The sequence below is a fragment of the Anaerobacillus sp. ABR4_321 genome (assembly GCF_056158505.1).
Window position 1 is genome coordinate 1562594 of sequence record NZ_JBSWTK010000001.1, and the last position, 10843, is coordinate 1573436.

The 10843-nt window shown below is 43.8% G+C and carries 8 protein-coding genes; 7 read left to right on the top strand and 1 reads right to left on the bottom strand.

The genetic code is table 11. The features are described from left to right. The first annotated feature begins 91 nt into the window (after positions 1-91). The 7 genes from ACXADT_RS08115 to ACXADT_RS08145 all read left to right on the top strand — a co-directional run bounded on the left by ACXADT_RS08115 (position 92) and on the right by ACXADT_RS08145 (position 8393). Positions 92-517, top strand: a complete 426-nt coding sequence (locus ACXADT_RS08115) for a DMT family transporter (protein ID WP_474810716.1) — start codon at positions 92-94, stop codon at positions 515-517. 27 nt (positions 518-544) lie between these two features. After that, positions 545-1231, top strand: coding sequence for a Crp/Fnr family transcriptional regulator (locus tag ACXADT_RS08120; protein ID WP_270179773.1), 687 nt, complete (start codon positions 545-547; stop codon positions 1229-1231). A 24-nt stretch (positions 1232-1255) separates the two neighbouring features. Continuing rightward, positions 1256-1720, top strand: a complete 465-nt coding sequence (locus tag ACXADT_RS08125; RefSeq protein ID WP_474834148.1) for a DMT family transporter — start codon at positions 1256-1258, stop codon at positions 1718-1720. A gap of 147 nt (positions 1721-1867) precedes the next feature. Next, positions 1868-2599, top strand: a complete 732-nt coding sequence (locus tag ACXADT_RS08130) for a MurR/RpiR family transcriptional regulator (protein ID WP_474834151.1) — start codon at positions 1868-1870, stop codon at positions 2597-2599. Positions 2600-2718: 119 nt separating this feature from the next. Beyond that, positions 2719-4650, top strand: coding sequence for a PTS 2-O-a-mannosyl-D-glycerate transporter subunit IIABC (gene mngA / locus ACXADT_RS08135; protein ID WP_474834153.1), 1932 nt, complete (start codon positions 2719-2721; stop codon positions 4648-4650). Positions 4651-4672: 22 nt separating this feature from the next. After that, positions 4673-7282, top strand: a complete 2610-nt coding sequence (mngB, locus tag ACXADT_RS08140) for a mannosylglycerate hydrolase (protein ID WP_474834155.1) — start codon at positions 4673-4675, stop codon at positions 7280-7282. 10 nt (positions 7283-7292) lie between these two features. Continuing rightward, positions 7293-8393, top strand: a complete 1101-nt coding sequence (locus tag ACXADT_RS08145) for a glycerate kinase family protein (protein ID WP_474834157.1) — start codon at positions 7293-7295, stop codon at positions 8391-8393. Between the two features lie 131 nt (positions 8394-8524). Here the strand turns inward: ACXADT_RS08145 and katG are convergent, their stop codons facing one another. After that, on the bottom strand, positions 8525-10771 hold the full coding sequence (gene katG / locus ACXADT_RS08150) for a catalase/peroxidase HPI (protein ID WP_474834159.1): 2247 nt from the start codon (positions 10769-10771) through the stop codon (positions 8525-8527). Between the last annotated feature and the right edge of the window lie 72 nt (positions 10772-10843).

Genomic DNA, 10843 nt, shown 5'->3' on the forward strand with positions numbered 1-10843 from the left:
AAAAAAATGCTTCTGAGGACATATGTCCTAACTTGCTCATTGTGTTTTGCTTTTTAATAAAGAAGTAGAAAACATGTAAGAGGGTGAGAAAATGAAAGGAAGTATCTTTGCGCTTTTAGGCGGAGCATTTATTACGTTACAAGGTGTTGCGAACACGCGTATTAGTCAAGATGTTGGCGTCTGGCAGGCGACAACGGTCACTCAGTTTGTGGGATTTTTGTTAGCGTTGGTGATTTTGATCAGTCTTCGTAACAAAACGTGGCGAAATGTAACACAAGTGAAGCCTCTGTATTTGATGGGAGGCACATTTGGCGCGATCGTGGTGTTCAGTAATATCACGGCGATTCAAAAGATTGGTGTCACGGTAACGATTTCTGCATTATTGATCGCGCAGCTTCTTTTAACCTTCGTGATCGATAGCAAAGGCTGGTTCGGTGTTGTCAAACAGAAGATGAAGCTTCCACAGTTTATCGGTATCGGGATGATGATTGCCGGAGTGGTTATGCTAACCTTTTAATAGAAGTAAGAGAAGGGATGGAGTTTCATGAAAAGGACAGTTGATCAACTAATTGACGAATACATTGAAACGTATAAGCTACAGACGATCTTTAATAAAGAACTCCGTTCAAAATTCTCACTCTATACGTACGAACATGGAGAACGCATCGGTGATCAGGGAGGACCTGCAGAGCATTTATATGTTCTTGTAAAAGGGAAAGTCAAGATTTATACGACGTCAGAAGAAGGAAAGACGCTTATTCTCTCTTTTAAAACACCGATTGAATTGATCGGTGACATCGAATACGTACGCGGAGGCAGCTTGATCAATACAGTCGAAGCGGTTTCGACGGTACATCTCTTAGGGATCCCTTACACTGCATTAAGAAAATACGGTGGAGATGACCCTGCATTTCTTCAGTTCTTGCTCAAAATTATTACAGATAAATTTTATGTCAAATCGAATTCCCTTAGCTTTAACCTTATGCAATCTGTTGATGTGAGGCTGGCAAGCTACCTTCTCTCAGTTACAGAAGATGAACATGAATTGGAACAAGATAAAAAAGTCAATTTGACCGATGCTTCGAACCTGATCGGAACGAGCTATCGCCACCTTAATCGGATTATTAAACAGTTCTGTGAAGAAGGTTTGATCGAACGGAGCAGCGGTGGCATTTTAGTGAAAGATCGAAAAGGTCTTGAAGCGTTGGTCGGTCAAAGTATATATGAATAGCAATCAATTTGAGGTGATTATAAAATGATGATCGGTTTACTAATGGCAGTCATCGCTGGCTCATTTGTTAGTTTGCAAAATATCTTCAATAGTAAAGTGAGTGAACGAGCAGGATCCCTAGTTACAACAACGCTTGTGTTAGGTCTAGGATTTCTCGCTTCCCTTGTGATCGGATTGTTTGTTGAAGGTGGAAATCTATTTATGCTTGCAGATATGAAGCCTTGGTACTGGTTAAGCGGTGCGATCGGTATCGGTGTCGTGGTCTGCTTAGTGCAAAGTATTAACCATCTTGGTCCAACATTCGCCATTTCGATCGTGATGGCTTCACAGTTAGGTTTTGCCATTCTTTCAGACTCACTCGGCATTTTAGGATTAAAACAAGTCCCTTTCACATTTCAACAGCTTTTAGCGGTCATCGTGATTGTCTCCGGAATGCTTATTTTTAAAATGAGTGGTAAGAAAGAGGAAGAAGTTGCGAAGGCTGCTTAATTCGTGATAAGAATATAGATCTATCCACCTTATCTTGTAGTAAGGTGGATTTTTTGTACCTAATTTCACTGGATTAACCTGGTCGTTCCAACAACTAAACCAACGGTGGTAAAATAAGTGTAAGACTACGCGTGAAGGAATGGTGTCATGTTATCTTTGGAGGAACGCTATCGCAAATTTGAATTTCAGTTGACTGATTTAGAAGATCAGATCATTCAATATATGCTCGAGCATCGTAGAGATGTTGTGAAGATGTCGATTCAGAAGCTTGCAAAGGAAACACATACTGTTCCGAATTCGATTATGAGATTGATGAAGAAGTTAGAGTATGAAGGGTTTACTCAGTTAAAGCTACGACTTAAAGATGAGATGGAAGAAACGGAGACAAACCCTGATTCGTTTCAATATGAAATCGAGCGAACGTTTGAATTAACAGATCCGAAGCTGATCGAAGTTGCGAGTGAATGGATGCATCAATCTCAGCGGTTGCTCGTATACGGCGCAGGAGCACTTTCCTATATTAGTGAACTGCTCGTTATGAATATTAAACCCTTCCATAAAGACGTAACGTTTACCGTACATAGACATCAAAATATAGCTGCGTTACACCATTTTACGAAAAAAGATCTGGTAATCCTCTTGAGTCAGTCAGGAGACACGGATCAAACCGTTGAACTTGCAGAATATGCGAAACAGCGCGGTGCACGGGTTTTAGGAATGAGTCATATGGGTGAAAGTCGTTTGAGTCGGGTAGCGGATTTAATGCTGTATTGCTATGCACCCAAGGAAGAAATAAAAGGATATAATACTACGAATTTCGTCCCGATGGCGATCGTTGGACGAAAGGTAGTCGAAGCTTACAGGAAGCTCTGTGTATAAATACACAGGGCTTCTCTTATAGAGATCAGTTTTGTGAATGCGCTAACAAAATTAAGGGATAGAAGTAAAAATCCTTTAAGCTGTAGTTGTAAGCGATTACTTGATGAGGGGGTATAAACATGAACCTACAAAGCGTCACTTCTCTCGATTTGATTAAGATCAATCAACAGTACGCTTCGAAACGTGAAGCAATAGAATCATTAACAGAAGCCTTAGACGTAGCAGGTAAGCTATCAGATAAAAACCAATACTTAGAGGCGGTTTTAGACCGCGAAAAACTTTCACCGACAGGTTTCGAAGGTGGACTTGCTATTCCACATGGAAAATCGACCGGTGTAAAAGAAGCGGCTTTTGCGGTTGCTACGGTAACAAAGCCGATAGAGGATTGGGAAAGCGTCGACCCGACTAACGAGGTAGACCTCGTCTTTCTCCTCGCCATTCCTGAAGCAGAAGCAGGTACGACGCATGTTTCTCTTCTAGCGGATTTAGTTACGCGACTTTCCGACCCAGCTTATAAAGATCGGTTAGTAAAGGTGCAATCAGCAAAAGATCTCTATGATGCGCTAGGCAATGCTGAGGAAAAGGTGTCTAGTGAAGAAGATGAGTCTCGTCCTCTTGTTCTAGGTGTTACCGCCTGTCCTGCAGGTATCGCGCACACATACATGGCAGCAGAAGCTCTTTCAAAAGCAGCCGAGGGACTAAATGTAAGGATGAAAGTAGAAAAGCAAGGTGCGAATGGAATCGAAGGGCGTCATACGAAGAAAGACTTAAGTGAAGCTGTTGGGGTCATTTTCGCAAACGATGTAGCAGTGAAGGACCAAGATCGGTATAAGCACTTACCGATCGTGAAGACGAATGTCGCGTCTCCGATGAAAGAAGGAAAACAGCTGATTGAAAAAGTGCTGCAAAAGAAACGTTCTGGTGATCAAAACATCGACCATTTAGATGAGATGGATGAAGAAGAAGGTGGTAAGCCTTTCAAAACGGAAATCAAAGATTCCATCTTAACAGGGATCTCGTACATTATTCCGATCATCGTAGCTGGTGGTATGATTTCAGCTTTCGCGACATTAATTGCACAAGGATTTGGTATGGAGGAGCTCCTTGCTACCGAAGGATCATGGCTGAATCAAGTGAAAACGCTTGGAGGACTGCTATTAAGTACGCTGATGGTACCCGTTCTTGCAGCATATATGGCGTACTCGATCGCTGATAAGCCTGGTCTTGGTCCTGGTTTTGCAGCAGGTGTCGCTGCAAACATGATTGGAAGCGGGTTTCTTGGCGGGATGCTAGGTGGATTTCTCGCAGGTTTCCTATTGAAATATATGAAGCAGAAAATTAAGCCGAGCGGAACATTCGCTGGTTTTGTGAGCTTCTGGGTCTACCCGGTATTTGGCTCACTCATCACGATTTTAATCATGCTGTTTGTAGTCGGTGAACCCGTTGCATGGTTGAATGGGGCACTTCTAGGTTGGCTTGATGGGATGACAGGTACAAATGCAATTATTCTTGGTGCTTTAATCGGTGGTTTCGTTTCATTTGATTTAGGTGGTCCAGTTAATAAAGCGGCTTATACGTTCTGTATCGGTGCGATGGCGAGCGGTAACTTTATTCCTTACGCTGTCTTTGCATCAGTAAAGATGGTGTCGGCATTCTCCGTTACAGCAGCAACGATCATTGCGAGTCGTTCGTTCAGTCAAAGTGAAAAAGCAGTTGGAAAACAAACGTGGATACTAGGTTTGGCCGGAATTACAGAAGGAGCGATTCCGTTCATGATCAATGATCCGATTCGCGTGATCCCATCTCTAGTCGCAGGTTCTGCCGTTACAGGAGCAATCGTATCTGTCGCGAATATCGGACTAAATGTCCCGGGCGCAGGCATCTTCTCACTTGCTCTACTACAAGGCGGATCAGGTGGCGTCATGAATGCAGTGATCTGGTTCGGAGCTGCGATCGTTGGTGCAGCAATATCAACTCTTCTCTTAATTCTATCTAGAAAACAAAAAATCCATAAAGTTGGATACGAAAAAGCGCTAAAACAAGCAGCATAATTTTTAAACGAGGTGAAGCAGCATGGCAGCGAACGTACACATCGTCCCACATATGCACTGGGACAGAGAATGGTATTTCTCAACGGAAGAATCACGTATTTTACTCGTTAACAATATGGAAGAAATTTTAACAAGGCTCGAAACCGATCCAGACTATCCTTACTATGTATTGGATGGACAAACCGCAATTCTAGAAGACTTCTTTGAGATTCGTCCTGACCAACGAGACCGCGTCAAACGCCTCATTCAAGCAGGTAAATTGATTATTGGCCCGTGGTATACGCAAACGGATGAAATGGTCGTTGGAGGAGAATCAATCGTACGAAACCTTTATTATGGAATGAAAGATTCCAAGGAATTTGGTGAGCCAATGAAGATCGGCTACCTTCCAGATTCATTTGGGCAATCAGCTCAAATGCCGCAAATATTGAATGGGTTCGATATTAAGTATTCGATATTCTGGAGAGGAACATCTGAACGTCACGGTACGGATAAGACGGAATTTTATTGGACAGCACCAGGGGGCTCTAAAGTCCTTGTACAGCTGATGCCGCTCGGATACGCAATTGGAAAATATCTTCCCGAAGAAGAGGAAGCATTGCAAACGAGAATGGATAAGTACTTTAAAGTATTAGACCGCGGGGCTACTGGAGAAGATGTGCTTCTTCCTAACGGACATGATCAGATGCCGATCCAGCAAAATATATATGATGTGATCTCTAAGTTAGAAAAGCTTTATCCAGAAAGAGAGTTTTTCTTAAGCCGCTATGAAGACTTACTAGAGAAGATCGAGAAAAGCGAAGGGCTCGATGAAATTTACGGCGAATTTCTTCACGGGAAGTATCAGCGTGTCCATCGAAGCATTTATTCGACTCGCGCAGACATTAAAGCTGCAAACACGCGCATTGAGAATAAATTAACGAATCATCTAGAGCCATTAGCGTCTCTAGCATACAAACTAGGATTTGAGTACCACCACGGGTTGATCGAGCCGATTTGGAAAGAAATCATGAAAAATCATGCACATGATAGTATCGGATGCTGCTGTTCTGACAAAGTTCATGCTGAAATCATGGGACGTTTTCAAAATGCAGAAGAGCGCACGGATCGCTTGATCGATTTCTACAAACGGAAGATCGCGGATCACATCGATACAGAGAAAACGGACGATCGTCTTGTATTATTCAACTTATTACCTGAACAGCGTGAAGAAGTTTATACAACTGCGATTACGACGAAATTTGAAGGCTTCAAACTGATCGATGACCATGGAGAAATTTTATCATATGACATTCTTTCAAAAGAGATCGTGGACCCTGGCTTGATCGACCGTCAAATCGTTCACTATGGAAACTATGATCCTTTTATCAAATATACGATTCAAGTAAAGCCAAACTTACCGGGAATCGGATACCGTACGTATACGGTTGTGGAAGATGAGGATATTCAATCTGTATTACCTAGTGAGAGGTATCGAGTCGTCGAAACAGAAGCCTATGTGATCCATTTCGAAAACAATGGAACACTAACGATCAAAGATAAGCAGTCTCAGAAAACACATGACGGTGTACTGAACCTTGAAAACCTCGGTGATGATGGGGACGAATATGACTTTTCACCTTTAGAAGGGGAAGAAGCTCAATTTAGTCGTCATAAAGTATCTGATGCAGAAGTTCGTGTACAAACAACAAAAGAGGCGTACCTTGCTCAGATTTCTTATGAGTGGAACGTACCAGCTAATCTAGAGACTAGAAAAAAAGCGGGTCGTGAATTGACGACGTTATCATTCACCTTTGACCTTAAGATCCCAGTAGAAGGAAAAGCGATCGAAGTGACGTGTAACGTTACGAACACGGCAAGTGATCATCGTATCCGCGTTCTCATTCCAACTGGAATCGCGAGCTCCTTTTCTTTCGCTGACCAGCAGTTTGGAACGATCGAGAGGAACGTCATCGATGAGGGGATGGACGTTTGGGAAAGTGAAGGCTGGGATGAGCGACCAGATGCGATTTATCCATTCCTTAGCTACGTAGGCTTAGAAAGTCAAGAAGACACCGCGATCGTAATGACTAAGAGCGTCAGAGAATATGAGATTATAGGCGAGCGGTTTGATACCATTGCGCTGACACTTTTCCGCTGTGTAGGTGTGCTAGGTAAAGAGAACCTTGTTCGAAGACCAGGTCGTCCATCAGGGATCAAACTTCCAACACCAGACTCTCAAATGCTAGGTACGTATCAGTTTGAGTTTGGTTTTGTATATGCGAAAGGCAATCGAGATGAAGCGAAAGTAGCACATCTCGTGAAACGCTATTTAAGTCCTTTTGTTTCCTATAACAAGATTCCGCATAATGCGATGAAGCTAAATCAAGAGGATGTTCGTGTACCTTCAGAGTATAGCTTGTTCAGCTTCGAAGAAAGTGATCTCGTGATGAGTACATTGAAAAAGGCAGAATCCGAGGAAGCGTTGATTCTGCGTTACTACAATCCTACACGGAATGATCAGACGCTCAAGCTCGAGCATCCCTCGCTCACAAAAGTAGAAGAAGTTAACCTAAATGAAGTGAAAAAGGGCAGAGGAAAAACGGAACTACAACTCTCACCAAGTCAGGTGAAAAGCTATTTGGTTCAGTGAGGGTGAGATGATGAACGTACTGGTTGCAATGGATTCGTTTAAAGGTTCTCTTTCTTCAAAGGAAGCTGGTGAGGCAGTAAAAGTTGGGGTTCATCGAGTGTTCCCAGATAGTTTCGTTGACGTCATCACGATTGCTGATGGAGGAGAGGGGTCGTTAGAGGCGATCAGTTCTCTTCCAGGGCAATTTGAAACGGTCACGATTCACCAACTTGATGGTGAAAAGCGAGAGGCACGCTACTATCGGACGAAACAGGCTGCTTACATTGAATCAGCTGAAGCGGTAGGGTTGCATTTAATCGATTCGGAGGAATTAGTGCCGTACAGGTTAACGAGCTACGGGATTGGCGAGCTGATTTTGGATGCAGAGAAGAAAGGTAGCAAAGAAATCTACGTCTTTCTTGGAGGGACAGGGACGACGGATGGAGGGCTTGGAATGCTTCAAGCACTTGGGGTCAAATGCTTGGACAGTTCAAATAATGAGCTACCGTCCACCCATAATCCACTTCTTCATACAACTTCAATTCAACGTAGTACACAAAGAGTCAAGGCTAATCTCTATTTAGTAACGGATGTTGATAATCCATATCACGGTGAGCGGGGAGCGGCTTATGTGTTTGGTCCACAAAAAGGGATGAAGAAATCAAATGTTCCAGTTTATGATGCTGCCCTTCGTAAAGCAGCAACACTTCTTTCTATTTCAGGGCAAGAAAAAGGAGCAGGAGGTGCTGGCGGCATCGGTGGAGCGCTCTACTCGCTTGGCGCAACTAGGGTAGCTGGTATCGAGTGGATGCTGGATCATCTAAAAGTAGAAGAAAAGCTAAAAAAAGCTAACGTTATCTTTACTGGAGAGGGCCAAATCGACCGACAAACAGCTTATGGAAAAGTTCCTGCAGGAGTAGGAGGTCTAGCTTATAAGCATAAGATCCCATGCTTTGCATTAGCAGGGCAGGTCGTTGAACCAGTGGATAATCTATATGAAAAACTAACCTCTGTTGTTTCAATTCAGCAAGGATGTCACACACTAGAGCATGCTATTGATCCAGAAATTACGAAGTCTCAGCTTGCTTATAGTGCAGAGCAGGTGGTCCGGATTTGGAAGTCGAGTCAATAGATTCATTTGAAGATGAAAAAAAGAATAAAGTAATTAGAGCTTAACAAGTGACGCATGTGTTCAAAATAAAAAGCACCCTACCAGATGCCTTTGAATCAGTTTGATTCATAGTCTAGTAGGGTGCTTAGTTCTTATGCGTTTTGAGATGTTACGACGTTTTTATTTGATTTAAGATCGAAACGATCGGCGTCCATGATCTTAACCCATGCATTTACGAAGTCGCGAACAAATTTCTCTTTGTTATCTTCCTGCGCGTATACTTCGACCATTGCACGAAGAACGGAGTTTGAACCAAATGCGAGGTCCACACGGGAAGCAGTTCTTACAAGCTCACCAGTTTTACGGTCGTGGCCTTCGTATTGATTAAATCCTTTCGGTTTCCACTCGATACCCATATCGAGTAGATTTACAAAGAAGTCGTTCGTAAGCGTTCCGACTTTGTCAGTGAATACGCCATGCTTCGTATCGTTATAGTTTGTTCCTAATACTCGCATTCCACCAACTAACACCGTCATCTCAGGAGCAGATAGACCGAGCAATTGTGCTTTATCGACGAGTAGTTCTTCAGGGCTTAGCGTGTATTCTTTCTTCTGGTAATTACGGAACCCGTCTGCCATCGGCTCTAGTACTTCAAAGCTTTCAACATCAGTTTGTTCTTGGGTCGCATCGCCTCGTCCAGGAGAGAATGGAACAGTGATATCGACACCTGCATCTTTTGCAGCTTTTTCTACTGCTGCAGATCCACCTAGAACGATCAAGTCAGCAAGGCTAACTTTTTTATCAAGGTCGTTTTGGATGTCTTCATAGATTGATAGTACGCGAGAAAGCTGTTCAGGCTCATTTACTTCCCAACTCTTCATCGGCTCAAGGCGAATGCGAGCACCGTTTGCGCCACCGCGGTTATCTGAGCCACGGAACGTGCTAGCGGAAGCCCATGCAGTCGTAACAAGCTCGCTAATCGTTAATCCAGAGCTTAGGATTTTTGATTTCAGATCCTCGATCTCTGCGTTCGTTAGTTCATAGTCAACTGTAGGAACTGGATCTTGCCAGATCAAATCTTCTTCTGGCACTTCAGGACCAAGGTATCTTGCTTTTGGACCCATGTCACGGTGAAGCAATTTGAACCATGCACGAGCGAACACATCTGCGAAATACTCTGGATCCTGGTGGAAACGACGAGAGATCTTTTCGTAGATTGGGTCTTCGCGAAGAGCCATGTCAGCAGTTGTCATCATCGTGTTCACTTTGATAGACGAATCCTCAGCGTCTGGTGCAAGGTGTTCTTCTTTCGGGTTAACTGGCTTCCATTGATGTGCACCAGCAGCACTCTTCGTTAGCTCCCATTCATAACCGAATAGCAGATCGTAGTATCCGTTATCCCATTTCGTAGGGTTCGCAGTCCATGCGCCATCAATACCACTTGTGATGGTGTCGCGTCCTTTCCCACTACCGTGCGTGCTCTTCCATCCTAATCCTTGTTCTTCGATGTCAGCCGCTTCTGGAGCTGCACCTACATGTGCTTCTGCATCTCCTGCGCCGTGTGCTTTACCGAATGTGTGACCGCCGGCCGTTAATGCAACGGTTTCCTCATCGTTCATCCCCATACGAGCGAATGTTTCACGAATATCACGTGCACTTGCAAGAGGATCAGGGTTACCGTTAGGTCCTTCAGGGTTTACATAGATTAGCCCCATCTGAACAGCAGCGAGCGGGCTTTCAAGTTCGCGGTCACCAGAATAACGGTTATCCGCTAACCATTCTTTTTCCATTCCCCAATATACATCTTCTTCTGGATGCCATACGTCTTCACGTCCGCCTCCGAAACCGAATGTTTTCAAGCCCATGTCTTCAAGAGCAACGTTACCCGTTAGTACGAGTAAGTCAGCCCAGGAAATCTTGTTTCCGTATTTTTGCTTGATCGGCCATAGTAAACGTCGCGCTTTATCCAGGTTAGCGTTATCCGGCCAGCTGTTGAGTGGTGCGAAACGCTGTGTACCCGTTCCACCGCCACCGCGTCCGTCGCCTGTACGGTATGTACCGGCAGCATGCCACGACATACGGATGAAGAGTGGTCCGTAATGACCGTAGTCAGCTGGCCACCAGTCTTGGCTAGTCGTCATCAAGTCTCGAAGGTCTTGCTTCAGTGCATAGTAGTCTAGTTTTTCAAATTCTTCTGCGTAATCGAAGTCATCACCCATTGGGTTCGTCTTTCGATCGTGCTGATGAAGTATATTAAGGTTCAGTTGGTTAGGCCACCAGTCTTTGTTAGTCGTTCCAACTTGTGTTGTAGTGATCGCATTTTCCTCTTTCGTCTTGCCGTGAGATACAGGGCATTGTCCAGCTGCAGCTTGGCTATCGTGCATTTCGTTTTTATCCATGTGTAATTTCCCTCCTAAAAAATGAGTAAAATATGCTGATAATGTTTCTTAGATTATAATTATAATAAATTA

What these genes read in the sequence shown, in the direction of transcription:
- ACXADT_RS08115 (WP_474810716.1), top strand. Translation starts at nt 92, where the DNA reads ATGAAAGGAAGTATCTTTGCGCTTTTAGGCGGAGCATTTATTACGTTA.
- ACXADT_RS08120 (WP_270179773.1), top strand. Translation starts at nt 545, where the DNA reads ATGAAAAGGACAGTTGATCAACTAATTGACGAATACATTGAAACGTAT.
- ACXADT_RS08125 (WP_474834148.1), top strand. Translation starts at nt 1,256, where the DNA reads ATGATGATCGGTTTACTAATGGCAGTCATCGCTGGCTCATTTGTTAGT.
- ACXADT_RS08130 (WP_474834151.1), top strand. Translation starts at nt 1,868, where the DNA reads ATGTTATCTTTGGAGGAACGCTATCGCAAATTTGAATTTCAGTTGACT.
- mngA (WP_474834153.1), top strand. Translation starts at nt 2,719, where the DNA reads ATGAACCTACAAAGCGTCACTTCTCTCGATTTGATTAAGATCAATCAA.
- mngB (WP_474834155.1), top strand. Translation starts at nt 4,673, where the DNA reads ATGGCAGCGAACGTACACATCGTCCCACATATGCACTGGGACAGAGAA.
- ACXADT_RS08145 (WP_474834157.1), top strand. Translation starts at nt 7,293, where the DNA reads ATGAACGTACTGGTTGCAATGGATTCGTTTAAAGGTTCTCTTTCTTCA.
- katG (WP_474834159.1), bottom strand. Translation starts at nt 10,771, where the DNA reads ATGGATAAAAACGAAATGCACGATAGCCAAGCTGCAGCTGGACAATGC.